The sequence below is a fragment of the Paenibacillus sp. CB74 genome (genome assembly GCF_055687625.1).
The window spans coordinates 2262168-2280780 of record NZ_CM146009.1 but is presented as its reverse complement, the minus strand read 5'-3'; the positions used below and the strand labels follow the sequence as shown (position 1 = coordinate 2280780).

The 18613-nt window shown below is 44.0% G+C and carries 12 protein-coding genes; 10 read left to right on the top strand and 2 right to left on the bottom strand.

Annotated features, from left to right (window positions below; translation table 11 throughout):
- Window positions 1-213: 213 nt before the first annotated feature.
- From ACX9NY_RS10085 to ACX9NY_RS10070, 4 genes are all read left to right on the top strand, one after another.
- Entirely contained in the window at window positions 214-969 is a 756-nt protein-coding gene (locus ACX9NY_RS10085; RefSeq protein WP_339242297.1) for an SDR family NAD(P)-dependent oxidoreductase, read from the top strand.
- A gap of 487 nt (window positions 970-1456) precedes the next feature.
- Window positions 1457-2254 carry a sulfite exporter TauE/SafE family protein gene (locus ACX9NY_RS10080; protein WP_339260886.1) on the top strand — a complete coding sequence of 266 codons (798 nt, stop codon included), beginning with the start codon at window positions 1457-1459 and terminating at the stop codon, window positions 2252-2254.
- 186 nt (window positions 2255-2440) lie between these two features.
- Entirely contained in the window at window positions 2441-4822 is a 2382-nt protein-coding gene (locus ACX9NY_RS10075; RefSeq protein ID WP_472478451.1) for a polyprenyl synthetase family protein, read from the top strand.
- Window positions 4823-5092: 270 nt separating this feature from the next.
- On the top strand, window positions 5093-7720 hold the full coding sequence (locus tag ACX9NY_RS10070; RefSeq protein WP_472478449.1) for a PAS domain S-box protein: 2628 nt from the start codon (window positions 5093-5095) through the stop codon (window positions 7718-7720).
- Window positions 7721-7859: 139 nt separating this feature from the next.
- Here ACX9NY_RS10070 and ACX9NY_RS10065 read toward each other — a convergent pair whose 3' ends face one another.
- The gene (locus ACX9NY_RS10065) at window positions 7860-9626 is read right to left on the bottom strand and encodes an ABC transporter substrate-binding protein (RefSeq protein ID WP_339242304.1); all 1767 of its coding nucleotides are present in this window, start codon (window positions 9624-9626) and stop codon (window positions 7860-7862) included.
- Between the two features lie 329 nt (window positions 9627-9955).
- Here ACX9NY_RS10065 and ACX9NY_RS10060 point away from each other — a divergent pair, with 329 nt between their 5' ends.
- The 5 genes from ACX9NY_RS10060 to ACX9NY_RS10040 all read left to right on the top strand — a co-directional run bounded on the left by ACX9NY_RS10060 (window position 9956) and on the right by ACX9NY_RS10040 (window position 16015).
- Window positions 9956-11191, top strand: a complete 1236-nt coding sequence (locus ACX9NY_RS10060; protein ID WP_339242305.1) for an MDR family MFS transporter — start codon at window positions 9956-9958, stop codon at window positions 11189-11191.
- A gap of 444 nt (window positions 11192-11635) precedes the next feature.
- A complete protein-coding gene (locus ACX9NY_RS10055; RefSeq protein WP_342572875.1) occupies window positions 11636-12367 on the top strand; it encodes a Stf0 family sulfotransferase in 732 nt (243 codons plus the stop codon).
- Window positions 12368-12504: 137 nt separating this feature from the next.
- On the top strand, window positions 12505-13473 hold the full coding sequence (locus ACX9NY_RS10050; protein ID WP_472478446.1) for an ABC transporter transmembrane domain-containing protein: 969 nt from the start codon (window positions 12505-12507) through the stop codon (window positions 13471-13473).
- Complete coding sequence (locus ACX9NY_RS10045; RefSeq protein ID WP_472478444.1) at window positions 13461-14249, top strand: ABC transporter ATP-binding protein; 789 nt, start codon at window positions 13461-13463, stop codon at window positions 14247-14249. Before ACX9NY_RS10050 ends, ACX9NY_RS10045 begins: the two co-directional genes overlap by 13 nt.
- Window positions 14246-16015 (top strand): ABC transporter ATP-binding protein, encoded by a 1770-nt coding sequence (locus tag ACX9NY_RS10040; protein WP_339260900.1) that lies wholly within the window; start codon window positions 14246-14248, stop codon window positions 16013-16015. Before ACX9NY_RS10045 ends, ACX9NY_RS10040 begins: the two co-directional genes overlap by 4 nt.
- A gap of 108 nt (window positions 16016-16123) precedes the next feature.
- Here ACX9NY_RS10040 and cyoE read toward each other — a convergent pair whose 3' ends face one another.
- Entirely contained in the window at window positions 16124-17053 is a 930-nt protein-coding gene (gene cyoE / locus ACX9NY_RS10035) for a heme o synthase (RefSeq protein WP_253434982.1), read from the bottom strand.
- Window positions 17054-17508: 455 nt separating this feature from the next.
- Between cyoE and ACX9NY_RS10030 the strand changes: the two genes are divergently transcribed.
- Window positions 17509-18438 (top strand): NAD(P)/FAD-dependent oxidoreductase, encoded by a 930-nt coding sequence (locus tag ACX9NY_RS10030; RefSeq protein WP_339242315.1) that lies wholly within the window; start codon window positions 17509-17511, stop codon window positions 18436-18438.
- The last annotated feature ends 175 nt before the right edge of the window (window positions 18439-18613 follow it).

Sequence of the window (18613 nt, the reverse complement as noted above, 5' to 3'; positions counted from 1 at the left end):
ATTCATTTTCAATATGTAGAGACAACTAGTCTGAAATTTTCATATTTTATACGAGCGGGATATCGGAGGGATTGAATGACTGATATGTTCGCTTTTTTTATTTTCCGAAAACTCATGCATATTTAATGTCACAGGAGCTAGACTATAGCAAGTAATCACGAGATGAATATGAGCAAGGGTTTGATATATTTTTCCACAAAGGAGAACTGAGTCATGACCGAACACAATGGAAAAGTAATCATTATTACTGGTGGAGCTAGTGGTATTGGTAAAGAAACAGCCCTTCAACTTTCGGATCAAGGTGCGACTATTGTTATCGCTGACTATAATGAAGACGGAGCGAAGAAGCTTGCGGCAGAGATTGAAGCAGCAGGCGGAACAGCGGGCGCATATAAAGTGGATGTATCCAAAGGGGACGAGATTAAAGCCCTGATCGACTGGACAGTTGAGCAATACGGGACGTTAAGCGGTATTTTCAATAACGCAGGCATTGGACTTGTGAAGCCATTTCTGGAGATGGACCCGGAATCCTATCACAGAGTCATTGATGTAGATCAACACAGTGTATATTATGGGATGTATTATGGCGCGAAAAAAATGGTTGAATTAAATGTACAAGGTACCATTGTTAATACGGCTTCGATCTATGGAAGTGTTGCTGCAGTAGGCAGCTTCAACTACAATGCAGCCAAGGCGGCTGTTGTAATGATGTCCAAGTCTGGTGCATTGGAACTTGCGGAGCATGGAATTCGTGTCGTTGGTGTAGCGCCTGGTTTTATCGAAACACCGATTCTTGGCGATGACCAAGCCATGAAAGATGCACTTGCTACTCAACATATGCGTGGAGAACTTATTCAGCCAGAGAAAGTAGCCAGTGTGGTTACATTCCTCTTCAGTGATGCAGCAAGTGCAATGAATGGTACAACCGTAGCAGTAGATGATGGTTTCCTCAGCTTCAAAACCAAATAAGTAACCCTTCTAGAAGGAAGGGAAGTCTCCTCAAATAAACAGAAAAAACGGTGCAAAACGATTTATTCGTTTTGCACCGTTTTTGTATTTCATTATAAAGGAATCGTGGCATAGGAGGTGGAAATAAGTTTGTCGAATTATCCCGAAAATTCAGAGATCATGATACAATTAACAAGGCTATAGCTTTTTATCATTTTGTGGTGTCATATACAATTCGAACTCCAAGAGAGCCATAGCTCTCTTCTTTGTAATGACATTGAGAACAGCTTTTGGTTGAACACAAAGCATCATTATGAACTTGTAATTTTTCGTTACACTGTGGACATTTATTTTCAAAAAGAGTCTTCAACACGTTAAACATGCTTAATCACTCATTTCGGATTAATTTACTTGGTTTTTATTATAACGGATAATATTCGCCTTGTATAGCACTTTAGATGGGGATCGAAATGAAATTTATATTGGCACGAAAGGAAGCGCATAACCGATGGATCTTCAGCTTTTTATCATCATGTTTATTCTCGGTCTGGTCGGTTCATTTTTCTCCGGTTTGTTGGGTATTGGTGGGGCCATTATCAATTATCCGCTACTGTTATATGTTCCATCCTGGATGGGACTGGAGCCATTCTCAGCCCATGAGGTATCGTCGATTAGTATGTTTCAAGTATTTTTCGCTTCACTGGCCGGTGTTGTTGCATTCCGGAGAAAAGTAAAAGCGGGGAGAAGTGGTGGGGCATTTGTTCACCGCGGATTGGTGCTCTACATGGGCTCCAGCATTCTTGCTGGCAGTCTGATTGGCGGGTTCGTCTCAGGTCATTTGGATGGAAGGGTTATTAATCTGATCTATGGTATTTTGGCAATTCTGGCGATTGTGCTCATGCTGATTCCTGGAAAAGGAAAGCTTGATACCTCGGCTCCTTTGGTGTTCGACCGATGGATAGCAGCAGGCACTGCGTTTGCAGTAGGCATTGTATCAGGAATTGTGGGTGCGGGTGGTGCTTTTATCCTTATTCCCATCATGCTGACAATCCTTAACATCCCCGTGCGAACGACGATTGCATCTTCACTGGCAATTGTATTTATCTCGGCCATTGGTGGTGTGATAGGGAAATTGACGGGTGGAGACATTCCGCTGGAACCCATTATCTATACAGTGATTGGTAGCATGCTGGGGGCGTCCATTGGTTCTAAGGTTAGTTCGATGATCAATGTGAGGATACTTCGGTATGCATTAATTGTACTTATCGCCATTACAGCGGTCAAAGTCTGGTCTTCCATTCTTTAAAATCACGTACGTAGAATGAACAGTGACGATTTCGTAACCAAACGGTTGGATCACCGTATAAAGGTTATGAACATGAGCTGACACGTTGGATACACCATCAAATGAGTTCAGTTTTCGTCCATGGAGCACCTCATCTCCTTTCATGGATACATGTTTAACATTAATAGAAGTTGAGGTATCCACCCTATGAATAACGTACTTACAGAACAGGCTGATGCAGGATATCGGCTAGCTGAACAGAAAGCATCTCAGTATTTTACTGCTCTTAGGCAGCAACTTATGGATAATACGTATACAACTATACTTACCCAAGATATTCATGTGTGGCAAAAAAAACATATTCATTGTTTTGCCTGGCTTTCTCTTTTGTCACCAAGTAAACGAAAACCCGATCCCCGGGATGTGCATAGATATATCCATTGGCTGAATACGACTGGAAAGTTGGATGATTACCTGGATCGGAGTATTTCATATATCTATATGCGAGATCTGGGGCAAGCCCTTGATTCTCCAGATACTCAGGCCCGAATTCAGCACGTTGTCGAGAATACCAAAAAATATTTTATGGGCTCTGCCGCTGGGCGCAAAGGACAGCACGATTACATCAGTCTGGCTGCGCTGTACCGGTGGGGGCAGAAGGAGCACATTGAAACAGCTGTCATCTGGGTGATGAACAAATTAAAGAACGTAGCATCCAACATCCCGAAGGAGCTGGATGCAGAGCAGGCGCAGCGGAAGCTTATCAAAATTATTCTCGGCGTGGTTCTTCATGTGGACGATGAGATGAACGAGCAGACCCCACCTGAGGAACGAGCCCGAAGATTCGATGCGGCGATCAGACTCGGTTATTCCTACGGTTTGACGTATCCATTTGTGGATGACCTGCTGGATTCTCAAGCCTTGACTGCTCAGGAAAAGGAACAATATTCCCTGATGATACGCGATGCACTTCTTACCGGGGTTGTACCTGATCTGGGAGAATGGATTGGTGCTAACCTTGAAGTGATTGAATATGTGCATTCCGAGCTTCGGGAAGCATTTGAGTACATCAAGAATTACCAGCATCCAGAGAAACAACGCACGTTCCTAGAGCAATCCTATGTTTTCTTTCAGTCTCAAGAGATGGATCGCAACAAGAAATTAGCCAATGCGAATTATACCAATGAAGAATTGTACATTCCAATTATTATTAAATCTTCGTCTTCCCGATTAATTGTCCGGTCTGTACTCAGTGCACCAGTGGATGAAGGATTTGATCTGCGGACGTTCTATTACGGGATATATAATCAGCTGGCAGATGATTTTGCCGATATGTTTGACGATATGGAAGAAGGGGCTGTAACTCCTTATACGTACTATTTGAAGTATCGTGATTTGCGCCCTGATCTGATTAATCCATATGAATTGTATTGGGCAGTCATCTCTCACCTGATCCACGATGTATACAACTCGGACGCCAAGACCCGGGAGGTCATCCTGGATCGGGCTATAAATGGTCTGAAGCGTTGTAAAGAACGGTTGGGGCAGCAGAAATATGATGAAGTAATGACGATCTTTGCCTCGGGGCAGCCTGAATTCAATCAACTGGTTCAACAGATGGTGAGAAAAGCAGATGACGTTGATTTTCTCGATAAATTGTTACGGGATCAGGTTGTGCTTCAGTTGAAACATGACAAGCAGGAGAAAGAGGAGTTCAAGCAGACCATTCGAACAGTTCGCGAACAGATTAATGTGGAGTTGCAGATTGCGAAGCCCGGTGGACTTCATGAGATGAAAGAAACGCTGATCGATGCCGCCAATTATAGCTTGCAGGGAGACGGAAAGAGGTTACGCCCCATATTAACTTGGGTTATGGGTGTGCGCGAGTATGGTCTACCTGAATCATCTATTGTTCCGCTGCTACGATCGCTGGAGTACATGCATACTGCTTCCCTGATCTTTGATGATCTGCCTACGCAGGATAATGCTTCGACAAGGCGTGGACGTTCCACACTGCATCAGGTACACAATAGCGCCACAGCAGAGCTTACGGGTCTGTTTCTCATTCAGAAGGCGATAGGAGAACAATCCTCATTGAATCGCTTTGATGCAGCAACCGTACTCACTCTTATTCAATATTCGGCTGAAAAAGCTGAGGATATGTGTATGGGGCAAGCGATGGATCTGAACTCCAAAGGCAAAGTGTTAACGCTTGAGCAGTTGAATATGATCTGTTTTTACAAAACAGGCATTGCCTTCGAAGCTGCTCTGATCATGCCAGCCATACTTGCTCAAGTGAAGGAACCGGAGATGGCAACGCTGAAAAAGTTCGCTTATCATGCGGGGATCGCCTTCCAGATCAAGGATGACTTGCTGGATTACGAGGGAAATCATCTCATTCTTGGGAAACCTGCAGGTCAGGATGAGCGGAACAACAATTCAACCTTTGTGTCCATCCTGGGTGATGAAGGCGCGAAGAAAGAGATGTGGGAACATTACTGTCTTGCTACAGATGCATTAAACGAGTTGCCGAAATCTATTCCATTTTTGAGACATCTTTTGGATTATCTTGTGGCTCGTGAGCGATAAACCATTTTTCTCGTGATGCCTTACTGCATATGACTTATAATGATAGATAACGACAAAGGTCGGGATTCCATAGGATGGATTCCGGGCCTTGTTTGCCTTCATAGACACAAATTTCTTGGAAAGTTTTGTTTCAAGGATTGAAATTCTGGGTATTAAGCAGGTACTGTTGTTTTAAAACCGACTAATTATTATAGAAAATCTTTTATCAGGAAAAATCTTAGATTTCGACAATCTTTAGATGGAGTTTATATGCCAAAAGGAGAGCTTACAATGCAGGTTCAAAAGGTCGATCATCATGAATTGTTCGAGCAGATTTACAACCAAGCGCCTATTGGGATTGCACTCGTTGCTCCGACAGGGCAATGGATGAAAGTGAACCCTGCTTTTTGCTGTATGCTAGGTTACACAAGTGATGAACTAATGAATCTTACGTATCAGGATATTACACATCCGGATGATTCACCACACGATATGATCTGTAGTTACGACCTATTTGAGGGTAAAATAAAAGAAAATCAATACGAAAAGCGTTACATCCATAAAAATGGTGACATCTTATGGACGTCATTGCATGTTACATTAGTTCGTAACGAAATTACGGATGAACCGATTTACTTTATCTGCCATATTGTTGATATTACTGACCGCAAAATGTCTGAACAAAAGCTTCTGCATAGTGAAGAGATGTTCAAACTTATAACAGATCATGCTCAGGAGATCATCTATATTGCCGATCAGCAGGGTGTTTGTAGATTCTGCTCACCCTCCGTTCAAGGTTTACTGGGTTATTCGCCAGAACAAGTAATTGGTCAAAATAATGATGCATATTTTCACCCACAAGATCTGGAACGGATTTCACAGATGGACTTGACCAAGGGTAATCTGTTGAATACTAGGGTCCGTCATAAAGATGGGCATTATCTGTGGTTTGAAACCACATACAAGGTCTTTGGAGATGCTGAGCATGGAATGCAGATTTTTTCAATTGGACGAGATGTATCCGAACGGAAAAAACATAAAGACATCAGTGCAGAGGCTGAACGCATCGCCTTAATTGGCAGTTGGGAATGGGATATGGTCAATGACCAGATCGCTCTTTCAGATCAGATTTTTGAGATTCTTGAATTCGAACGTACACGAAAATCATATCGTGCAAGCGATATAGCTAATGTGATTAATCCTGCGGATAAAGCCTCCTTATACGAACAAATGGAATGGGTAAAACAAGGGAAAGCGCTAGATTTCGAGTACAAGCACATTAGTACGAATGGAAGTGAGAAGTATCTTCACTTGCGTGGATTGATTACGTTCGATGAGGATCATCAGCCAGTCCAGCTAAACGGGACACTACAGGATATAACTGAACGCAAACGCATCGAATTTAAATTACAGGAATCTGTGGAGCGCTACACTTCGCTTAAAAAATATAATCATGACGCCATTATCTCGTTTAACATGGATGGTAATATTATGAATGCCAATCCCGTAGCGGTGAACATGACGGGCTGTCCCGTGGCTGAGATGATCGGCACAAGCATAAGCAGATTTATCGGAGCCGACAACTTGGGCCTGATCTTGGGCAGTAATTATGAGATGGCTGAAAAGGAAATCAACGCTGTAAGGCACACCGATGGCTCTGAGACCGAAGTCTTGGCTACACTTGCTCCAATCATTGTAAATAAATCCAATGTCGGGTTTTACCTGATTGCGAAGGATATCATGGAGCAGAAGAAACTGCTTGTTGCCAAAGAGACAGCGGAGAGAATGAATAAGGCCAAAAGTGAATTTTTGGCGATGATGAGCCACGAGATCCGCACACCTATGAATGGTGTAATTGGGATGACGGATTTGCTATTGGATACTCCTGGACTTAGCGCGGAACAAAAGGAATATATTGAAATCATTCAGAAGAGTGGAGATTCCTTGCTAGCTATCATTAATGATATTCTTGATTTTTCCAAAATCGAGTCAGGCAAAACCGATCTGGTAGAAGATCCTTTTGATCTCGTAGAAATCGTGACCGAGACGGTACAAATCGTAAAACCACTGGCTATTGAAAAAAAACTGGATGTTCGTATGTGCGTAGAAGATGTCATACCAACTCCGGTATATGGTGATGCGTATCGACTGAAACAGGTGCTTACCAATATCATTGGCAACGCGGTCAAATTCACTTCAGAAGGCGGCGTGGATATTAAAGTTGGGGTTAAGGAGCAGTCTAGCAATAGCGTGAAACTTTATTTTCAGGTAAAGGATTCGGGCATTGGGATTCCGGCTGAGAGGAGACAACAATTATTTGAACCCTTCTACCAACTGGAGAATTTTATGACCCGCAAACCTCAAGGTACCGGTCTTGGCCTAGCCATTAGCAAGAAACTGGTGGAGCTTATGCAGGGCGAGATTTGGATTGAGGATTCGGATCAACCAGGTACAATATTTATATTTACTGCCCAATTCAAATTAAATAATGGTGAAGAAAGCAACAGCTTGGATCAACAGCAGAAGAAGAGCAGAACCTCAGCCTTGCGAATATTAGTCGCAGAAGACAATGAGGTGAATCAGCTTGTCCTTAGCAGAATTGTGGAGAAAAAAGGACATTTTGTGGATCGTGTGGCGGACGGTATTGAGGTAGTCGAAGCGGTAAAACACAATTCATATGATATTATCTTCATGGATGTGCATATGCCAAGGCTTAATGGATTCGAAGCGACAAAAGTGATTAAAAATTCTTTGCACTCCGAGAGTTGTCCGTATATTATTGCGGTAACTGCCAATGCGTTAAGAGGAGACAAGGATAAATGCTTGAAGGCAGGCATGGATGCGTACGTCAGCAAACCGATTAAAATCGAGTCCATCATGCAAGTCTTGGAAACCTATTACGTCAAACATAATCTTTGAAACTAATTTCTAATTGTACTAAAAAATAGATTGGCAATAGAGCCGTTAGCTTACCACAAATAAACTAGCGGCTTTTTTTGCTGTTCCATGATTTTGGTCCACCCCTGTATCCCACAGATGCAACTGCACACGAATATCCCTAAGGATTTTTGATCCACAATTTGGAGATGTCCATATATCCGAATTCTGCTATCTGCATGCCGAAGATGCTTTGATCCAGTTCAGCCTGCTTGTTCATGTGACAACCATGCAAGATCCAGCATTGATCACGAAGCAATGCTTCAGCTTCATCCAGGAGCACTGTTCGGTCTTCCCGATGAAGCTTCGCGAAATGATCCAGTTTGTCATCCAGTTGAGACTGGAATGCAGGAGACATACACATATGAAAATGGTTGGACAGGTTTTTGAAAAAATGAATCATGCCGTACTGCCAATCTTCCTCCAGTATCTCTTCAGCCAAGATCAATTGTGCGTTCGTGGTTTCCTCTGAGTTGAAATAATCCACAACGGGCTGCATGCTGATGTTTATTCCGATGGACTGCGCACGACATTGGAACCACTCCGCAACATCTGCATCCTTATTTTGCTTATACGATAAAGTTATCGTCTCACCCTGGTATCCACAGCCATGCAGCAATTCACGAGCATGGTCAAGAGAAACCGCTGTCCAGTCTTGGGCTGCACTTCTCCAGGGAAGGAAACTGCTGGCTGGTGTGATCCGATTGCCACCGAGATCTCTGACAAGAGCGACCGAATCATAGACGATACGAAGCGCTTGTCGAAATAGAGGCTGATGATGGATGCCTTCCTTGTGAAAATTAAACAGCATATACTGACAACCCAGTGCCGGATAATTGATGCTGTTGGTCCGTTCAAAGCCTGTTGCGAGACTCAATCGATCTGTACCTGGTAGCTCATAATAACGATCATTCGGACTCAGGTCAGGTACGAACCAGAAATGGACTTGATCCAGATGTGGCCGAATGCCGTAGTAGGCATCAAATGCAGTAAGTTCCAATACATCTTCATTCAGCTCAGAGATCTGGAAAGGACCGGTACCAATTAAGGTATTGGCTACATTGTAATCGTAGGGCAGGATCGTCATTCGAATACAGCTGAACAGATGCAAAAAGAACCGATTAGGACGACGAAGAACAAACTTGATGCAGTAATCACCTGCTACTTCCGCGTGTTCGATATCCCGATATAACCAGATGGACGGACTATGCACGTCTTTTAATCGTTGCAACGTTGCTTGCACATCCCGGGAGGTCATGACACGACCGTTGTGAAAACGTACACCCTTCCTGAGATAGAAGGTCCATAATCGGTGGTCCTCGCTGCACTCCCACATATGAGCCAATGCTGGGCGGAATGATTCTTTTTTGGCATCATAAGTGATTAATGTATTACAGACCTGGCTCAACAGATAGGTTTCAAAAGCAGTATACACAAAGGCTGGATCCAAATCGCCTAACTGGCGAGACCTCATAATGCGCAGGATATCCTGACCTGAGGAAGTTTCGTCGTGGCTGTGAAATCCCATCTGTTGATGGAGGGAAAGCATGAGCTGTTCTCGCAATGAATCATGCATCTGAATGGTTCCGATGAGTTCAATGGCATCTTTCATTTTGTCTTTAGCGAGAAGTTGTGTAAAACTCGCTTCCAGCGCTTCATTCATGCTACGCAGCAACGTTAATTCCGAATGGTGCCCACGACCACGCCCGGGTTGCCAGTGGATGAAGCCTTGCTCCTCCAATTTTCTAATAATGAACTTCACATTACGAGGGGTGCAGCACAAGGCAGCGGACAGGCTATCAATGGTTACCGCTACAGGTTCATGGAGCTTGAATGAAAGTTGTTCGGAACCGGCGATCCTTAGAAAGTGTGTATGTAGAGTATCCATGTGCATAACTCCTCTATTAAAGGTGAAAAGTGTGATCAAATGTTTACACTTTTACTTCCCCCTTTTATCCTTACAATTATACATGAGTAGAGGTAGTTCAAAAAGTCCGCTTTTGATTACGAAAGATGCCTAAAGGCATCATCAGCATCGAATATGGAATACAGCCGAAATGTCCGTTGCTCACGTAGTTTTCCCTACGCTCAGCTACTCCATTTCTAGCTTTATCCCATCTTCTCGGTACTGAAAACCGAACTTTTTGAACACGAATTAGTAGAAGTTGTTCAAAAAGTCCGCTTTTGAAGCATCTAGAATGAATAGGAGAAGTTCGCATGAAGCAATATTTAAGGCAAATTCACCCCTTGGCATGGACCATCATTATCGGAACCATGTTTGGACGTCTTGTCACGTCAATGAGTATCCCGTTTCTATCCATTTATCTGACACGTGTACTAGAGGCTACACCGACCCAGACCGGTATTACTGTGGCCGTTAGCTCGCTGGCAGGTGTAATGGTCAGCTTTTATGGCGGTTATATTTCGGACCGGATTGGTCGCAAAATCGTGATGTTAATCTCGGTATTTAGCTGGGCAGGTGTGTTTTTCATTTTTTCAGCAGCAGAGCATCTATGGGTGTTCTTTGTTGCCAATACGTTAAACGGATTATGCCGTGCAGTATTCGAGCCTACCTCCAGAGCCCTGTTATCGGATATTACTTCTCCGCAGAACAAATTGCTGGTGTTCAACCTCAGATATGCTGCGATTAATCTCGGCGTGGTCTTTGGGCCAATTATCGGATTTCAACTGGGATCGTCTGAATCGACATTTCCATTTGTGATTTCCGGCTTGGTATACATAGCCTATGGACTTGTACTGTTTCTGCAATTCAAGCTACAGCATGCCAATTTGCCAGAGCGTCATCAGGCAACCGCACCACGTTTGCGTGAAGCACTCATGACCACTGGTCGCGACCGGGTGTTTCTGCCAGTATTGATCGGTACCACATTTTGTGTTCTGGGTTACGGACACTTCAGTTCTACATTGGCACAGTACTTGGCGAGGAGCCCGATCTTTGAAAATGGAAGCCAGATGTTCTCGTACATGCTTTCCCTGAATGCCGTGACGGTATTGATTATTCAGTATCCGCTTGTGCGAACATTCCGAAACTTTCCACCGCTTGTTCCTCTGATTGTGGGTAATCTGCTGGTTGCAACCAGTCTGATGATGGTTGGAATCGCTGAAGGTGTACTCATGATGATGATGAGTGTCATACTATTTACCATTGGGGAAGTATTATTGTTCACGATGATGGATATGCTCATCGACCGGATTGCGAAGCCGGAATGGAAGGGAACGTATTTCGGGACCATCGGCTTCAATAATATTGGTAGTGTCATTGCTCCTGTAATGGGAGGGGTGTTATTAAGTCAATTTGGAGCGGAGAATGGGCTGGCTGTCTTTGTACCGATTGCACTGACAACAGCACTGGGAGTGCCTTTTCTTCTGATCGCACATAGACGCCTTGTTGTTAGAGAGAAGCAAACGGAGTCCACATCATTGGGTATGTAGCAGGAATTGAAAGATTAATGACATGAATTAAATAACAATTCAGTTAAAATTATCTTGACGGATGTTAAACCAGCGAATACAATAAACAACAAATATGTGAAACGGGTGGGATGATGATTATGTTTATGCCTATACAGATTTCGAATCAATAACTGAATACGCATAAGCATAGTGACATTAATCCGATTTTTTTTGCAATGATCGCGTTGGGACAGTCATGTTTGTGCACCCCTGTCGTGGACGCTCATCATTATTGCGATGCAGAGGAGATTCGGGAAATGCTTGCATTTCATCCGGATTCCTTCGGTTATAAGCTGTAGATGAACTTTAGTTCATCTATGGCTTTTTTGCATGCATTCCACCAATCCGTTCACATGGAAAGGAGCATTTGTTTTTCTTTTTGGCAATGAACATACCCTTAAAGGAAGAAAGAGAGGTAACCCTATGAAGCAACCTGCGCAAAGTTATACCATTTGGTTCTCCCAACGCACGGGCAGTACTCTGTTGGGTGACGCTTTAAGTTCTACAGGTGTAGCCGGTTATCCGAACGAATGGCTGCATTATCAGTTTAAAAGTCCAGATAATTTGAAACATGAAGATCTGGAGCAGATTTGGAGCCAAGGGACAACGTCAAACGGCGTGTTTGGCATAAAGATTAATTTTGAACAACGATGGATTGATGCATTCCGTAGTCTCTATCATCTGCCACCAGTGTTATCGCGAGCTGAGGTATGGAGTACGGGGTTTCCGAACTGTAACAAGCATATATACATGACACGTCGCAACAAAGTCAGATTGGCGGTGTCGTGGTGGAGAGCCATTGTTTCGGGGGAGTGGCATCGCAAGCATGGAGATCGCCCTCACATACAAGATATTGCAGATCAATACAACTTTGATGCGATTAAACATTTGCTTGTTGAGAGTAACATGTGCGAAGCTGCAATCGAAGATTTTCTGTCCGAATCGGGCATTGAACCGCTGACAATTGTATATGAGGATTTTATACAAGATTATGAGGGGACCGTCATGGATGTGTTAGCGTTTTTGGGAGTTCAATCGGACGGTATTACGGTATCAGCCCCTTCCTTTGACCCGATTGCAGATGAGATCTCTGAACAATGGGTCCAACGATTTCGGGAAGAGTGCCAGAGAGGATGGGAGAATGTAAGATGGTAAACACACATGGAAAAATACATCCACGGGTCGGAAATGTTGCATTTAGTGTTATTATGTATGATTCATCTTAGTGAGGAACAAAGATGGTTTGAATCATTAGAACAGAAAAGAATTGTTATACGAAGGAGTGAGGGGTTATGCCCAAAACAGAGAAACGCTCCATGTCTTGGCTGCTGCGCTATTTAAAACCAGTCAAAGGACGGCTGGCCTTACTTTTACTCATGTTGCTGACATCAACGGGGCTTCAGCTTTTGAATCCACAGATTATCAAACGATTTATCGATACAGCGGCAAATGGCGGAGTGCTCACCAATCTCATTCAGCTTGCAGGAATATTTCTGGTTGTGGCCGTGTTTAATCAACTCATCACGGTAGCGGTCAGTTATCTGGGAAATGATGTAGCCTGGCGGGCTACGAATCAACTTCGTGGAGATCTGCTGAAGCACTGTCTGCGTCTTGATATGCGTTTTCATAATGTGAAAACACCTGGTGAGATGATTGAACGTGTGGATGGTGACGTAACGAGTATCTCCAATTTTTTCGCAATGTTTATCGTGCAAGTGATCGGGAGTTTTGTACTGCTGGCCGGAATTCTCGGGTTCATGTTCAGCGTCAATGTGCCTATTGCTATGGTCATGACCGTGTTCACATTGTTATCGATCCTGTTCATGGTCTTCATCCGAAATCTGGGCGTGGACTCTTCCAAAAATGAACGGGCGGCAAGTGCCGCTCTGTTTGGATTAATTGAAGAACGTATTGCCGGGATTGAAGATGTGCAAGCGAATGGCCATGTGCCCTATGTGATGAACCGCTTTTACCGCACGATGCGCACAGTATTCCGTAAGGGGAGAAAAGCCTGGCTACTTCGGGTTATTCCATGGAATACCACAGTAGTTCTGTTCGCTCTGGCGGTCACTGCGGTGTTATTGTTGGGTGTGCATTACTATATGGAAGGTCTCATTAGTATTGGAACATTATTTCTAATCTACCAATATACGCAGATGCTGAATGATCCGATTGAGATGCTTGGAGATCAGGTGCAGGAGTTCCAAAAAGAAAATCAGGTATGCTGCGCTCCAGAGAGCTGCTATCCATGCAGAGTGTGATTGAAGAGGGGACAGAGGAGCAATTGCCTGAAGGACCGCTTGGATTGGAATTCAATCAGGTACATTTCAGCTATAACCAGGATAAACCGGTATTGCAGGATATTAATTTTGCCATTAAACCTGGAGAACGTCTGGGAATCATCGGTCGCACAGGTAGCGGCAAATCGAGTCTTAGTCGTGTTCTTCTCCGATTGTACAATCTGGATCGGGGAACGATCCGTGTAGGTGGGACGGATATCACGAAGCTTTCATTACAAGCGCTCTATCGCCGGGTGGGTATGGTGACACAGGATGTGCAGTTGTTTGATGGCACGCTGCGTGACAATCTGACCTTGTTCAATGGGGATGTATCGGATCATATGATCAGGGAAACGACGGATCGCCTTGGGCTTAGCCAATGGATTAATTCACAACCAGAAGGACTCGATACCTATCTGGCCGCAGGTGGAGCTTCGTTATCGGCAGGGGAAGCACAGTTATTTGCCCTGACCCGCGTATTCCTGACCGAACCAAGTCTGGTCATTCTGGATGAGCCTTCGTCACGTCTGGATGCTGCGACTGAAGGCATGCTGCAATCTGCAATTGACCAGTTAATGAAACAATCCACAGGAGTCATCATTGCTCACCGACTGGCTACACTGGAGAAAGTTGACCGGATTATGGTGCTGGGGGATGGCAAGGTACTGGAATTTGGAGCGAGAGAAGAACTTGCCAGTAACCCGGCATCTCATTATGCCAGACTGCTCATTACAGGCCGAGAGGAGGAATTGGCATGACTGTAGCAGGATTTATAGGCCGTTTGTTTCGATTCAGGCCTTTGTTATTTGTAATCAACGGATTGTTATGGTGTATATTTCATTCCTTGCCGTTAGCCATTGGTATTGGGATGCAGTGGTTTTTTGATCGCACAACAGTGGGGTCAAATGACTATATGTGGCTTGCTGTGCCGCTTATCTTTATTGCTTTGGTCCGAATGGCTCGGGTGGGCACATTCTTTGTAGCCTTCTATGCATGGGTTACGTATCTGTATCATGTTCAGGCGATTTTGCGTACCAACATGCTCGCAGCGATCATGCGCTGGCCGGGCCGTAATCTTCCGGCTTCACCAGGGGAAGCGATGAGTCGTTTTCGGGATGATGTGGATGAAGTCGTCGAGTATGTAGAATCATGGGTGGACTTCTGGGGACGACTTGTATTTGCTGTTGTGTCCATCGTCATTATGGCGAACATTAATTGGCAGATCACATTGGTTGCCGTGCTGCCATTGGTGGTCGTGACCTTACTTAATAACCTGTCGGGGAATCGGGCCCGGAAATATGCACAGGTTAACCGCGAAGCGACTGGGCGAATTACCAGTTTTATTGCGGAAACGTTTGGAGCTGTGCAAGCCCTGAAACTGGGTCAGGCGGAAGAGAACGTCTCTTCACGTTTTAATCAGTTGAATGAGGATCGTCGTCAGGCTGCACTCCGGGACAATCTGTTCAAACAGTGGATGAGATCAATGAATCAGCATGTGCTCAGTATCTGCACCGGGCTGATTCTACTGATGTGTGCAGCTGAGATGAAAGCAGGGAACTTTACCGTAGGTGATTTTGCTTTATTCACCAGTTATCTGGCTAATATCGGATTTAGCATTTCACTGTTTGGTTATATGGTGTTTCAGCACAAAAGGCTTAAGGTATCCTATGATCGTATGCGCAAGCTATTTCGCCCAGGGGAAGAAGACCAGATCATGGATTCGAGAGAAATCTACCTGTATGAAGATCCGCCAGCGCTTGTAAGTGAACAGAGAGATCCCAAGGAGAAATTGCAATCGCTTGAGGTGAAGAATCTGACGTATCAATACCCGAATTCTGCAAATGGCATAGAAGAGATCAGTTTCCGTCTGAAACGCGGACAATTTCTGGTCATTACGGGACGGATCGGGTCAGGTAAATCAACACTTGTACGCACACTTCTTGGACTGTTACCCAAGCAAAAAGGGGACATTCACTGGAATGGAGCAGCTGTTGATCCAGCCACGTTCCTGATGCCGCCTAGAGCAGCGTATACCCCACAAGTGCCAAGACTGTTCAGTGATACGTTGAAAGAAAATATTGTTCAGGGTAAACAAGGTAATATGGAGCAAGCGCTTGAGAAAGCCATTCGTTTGGCTGTGATGGAGAAAGATATCAACCATCTGGATCAGGGGCTTGAGACCCCGGTTGGTCCAAGAGGAGTGATGCTGTCAGGCGGGCAGATTCAACGGGCGGCTACAGGGCGCATGTTAATGACGGAGGCGGACTTGTTTATCTTTGACGATCTGTCCAGTGCACTGGATGTGGAGACCGAACAACAAGTATGGGAAGGGTTGTTCCAAGAGCCGGATGTCACCTGCATCGCGGTTTCTCACCGCAGGGCAGCGCTCTCCAAAGCAGATCATATTATCGTGATGAAAGATGGACGCATTGAAGCGGAGGGAAGCTTGGCTGAATTGCTTGCCACCAATGAAGAGATGCAACTGCTGTGGCAAGGCGAACAAACTCCCGCTAAAGTAGGATAGCTTTGAATAAATTAGAAAAGCCAATAAAAACCAAAAAAGCCTTACAGACGTTTACTCCTTGAAAGAGTATAGTCTGTAAGGCTTTTCGTTATAACGAGTGTAACGGTTTTATCTCATCATTTGAGCAATCAAGGAATACGCAATGATGACCAAGAAGATAATAGTGATATGGTTAATGGAGAAGATAAACATCCGTTTGGACCATTTCTCCGTTTCTTTCCGATCAAAGGTAGCCACACTGAGAATGAGCCAGGCCAAGGTAACCAGAAATGCCACAATAGCGACAAAAGGACTCATCGGCCAGAATAAAAAGCTGGATATCAACAAGAGTACCAGATACACATTCGTCTGAATGTATGTCCGTCTAATACCTTTAACGACAGGCAACATGGGAACACCAGCCGCTTTGTATTCGTCAAAACGACGAATTGCAATGCCGTAGAAGTGAGGCATTTGCCATAGGAGCATCGTTACGACCAATGCCCAGATCTCAAAATGACCCAGTTCCGGTGAAATGGCTGCCCAACCGATAAGCGGAGGCACAGCCCCTGAAAGACTTCCCACTTCCGTGTTGTAGATCGTTGTACGTTTGGTCCACATCGTGTATGGGAACACGTAAAGCAACAGTCCCAAAATACCGAATACGGCAGCAGATGGGGAAGCGATGTACAACATGATGCCCCCGATGATGGTGATTGCAATACCGAGAATTAACCCCGACTTGGTATCTACGCGTCCCGTAACGGTAGGACGTGTCTTCGTGCGCTCCATAATCGCGTCAATATCGCGATCATACAAGTTGTTAAACACCCCTGCTGCCCCAATAATAAGGGAAGACCCGATAAAAGAAAGAATAATTGGTACAATATTAGCTAAGATTGAAGCATCAAATACATATAAAGCCAAACTTAAACCCGCAAACATGGCGATCAGGTTGGACTTGATGATTCCGATTTTGATCGTATCGAAGAATACTTTCGGAATCGAGCTATACTCCAGGCTGATATTGGTCTGTGAACCATTGTTCAATGTTTTCAAGAACTCACTTCCTATATCTATACTTATATATTATGTCGCTATTATACCATTCAATACACTATGTGATTTAATTAACGTTTTAGTATTTAAAATAATGTCATTTGATTGTGAACAATTTAAAAACAAGGTTTTTTTTAATTGTTAAATAATTATTTCTGTGTTACAGGAGAGAAGCAGAAAATCTGTGGATAACAGTGATGTGAAGTTTGTTCTATCGTTAGTAGTGTAATTGTAAATGTTCTTTTGTTCAACTCACATAGGGTGGATTGAAGAATGTAAACCAAGATATAGGTTGCAAAATGTCTGAGATTTGTATATTGTAGATATAAGATATCTTTAATGGTTTTGTTTTAGATGATTTTACGTAAATCTCCGAATGATTTTTCTTAAGAGAAAGCGGAGGTTATTTTTAGAAGTCAATTAGAGATATTAAATGTCTGGAAAGGGTGAATAATATGAGTAATACGAATCAACTCTTGGATGTACTTATTATTGGTGGAGGACCAGCGGGGCTTAATGCAGCCCTTGTACTCGGCAGAGCCCGCAAGAACGTCGTAGTCATCGACGATGAGACACCGCGAAACTGGGTTACAAAGGAGACGCATGGGTTTGTGACGAGAGATGGGGCCAGTCCTCGTGAATTTCGCAAAGCGGCAAAAGAGCAGATTGCAGCATACCCTTCAGTTCAATTTGCATCGGATACGGCAGTAGCGGTTACAGGTAGTGATGGTGATTTTGTAATCCAGACTACACAGGGGACAAGCTATCGCACGAAAAAGATTTTGTTTGCAGTAGGTAAGAAAGATCTGCCTCTGGATATTAACGGATTAACAGAGGTTTATGGTAAAAGTGCGTTTGTGTGTCCATATTGTGATGGATGGGAGCTAAGAGACCAGTCGCTGGTCATCATCGTTAGTGGAGATAAGGCATTACATATGGCAAAAGTCATATCCGGCTGGACAGATCGTTATACAATCTGTACGAATGGATCAGATTCCTTAACCGATGAGGAGCGTGAAGAGCTGAAACAGCATCATGTTACTGTATTCGATGCACCAGTTAAATCCATTGACTCTGAAAAAGGAATGGTAAAGCAAGTTGTGCTGAATGACGGTACAGCGATTCCATGCACGGGAGTCTTCTTCCAACCCAAACTGTTCACCGGATCAGAACTGCCGAAGGCCATCGGTTGTGATATTTCAGAATCAGGAACAGTTATCGTTGATGCTTCGGGCAAAACATCTATAGCGGGTGTGTACAGTGCAGGTGATGCAGCCTCTGAGTTGTATCAGGCCATTACGGCTGCGTCCCTGGGAGCATTGTCTGCAGTAAGTATTAATACTGAATTGAATTTTGAGAAGTGGGATGAGCCAAGTCAGCATTAGATTATATGAATCAGTGTTATAGAACCAATAGAACCATAGCGATAGCGTCACAAGTTCACACAGTAGGGGATTGCATATGCAATCCTCTACTTGTTGTTTTCAGCCTTAACGTTGAACGATTCCAAAGAGAGGGAGCAACCGGAAGAAAATTTGATATCAAGTTTAAATTGATTTA